The 293-nt window shown below is 57.0% G+C and carries 1 pseudogene; it reads right to left on the bottom strand.

Features of this window, described 5'->3' with window-relative positions:
• Positions 1-293: pseudogene (locus tag GHN86_RS23525) on the bottom strand (IS481 family transposase); the annotation flags it as partial.

Below are 293 nucleotides of genomic sequence, written 5' to 3'. Positions count from 1 at the left end.
CTGAACCGTCCCGCGCTGCTCGTTTCCACAGGCGGCGATAGTTAAAAAGAAACGCGAGTGGTCATCCAGAAGAGTCAATGGATGGCAGCGACCCGTACGCATGGGCACATGGCCTTTAAAGTCCATTTGCCACAGGTCATTGGGTTGCTCGTGTTCAAACCTGGTGAAAGGTTTGACGAGGCCTGCCTGAGGGTCGATACGATCATTGCGTTTGAGAATGGCATGAACCGTACTGGCTGCCGGCATGGCGCTGCCGCGCCGTTCAAGGCATCCCTTGATCTTGCGCGCCCCCC

It is taken from the genome of Pseudomonas helleri, from assembly GCF_009600315.1.
GTDB classification, from domain to species: Bacteria; Pseudomonadota; Gammaproteobacteria; order Pseudomonadales; family Pseudomonadaceae; genus Aquipseudomonas; species Aquipseudomonas helleri_A.
The sequence above is the reverse complement of the archived record's forward strand: the minus strand, read 5'-3'. Positions and strand labels throughout refer to the sequence as shown.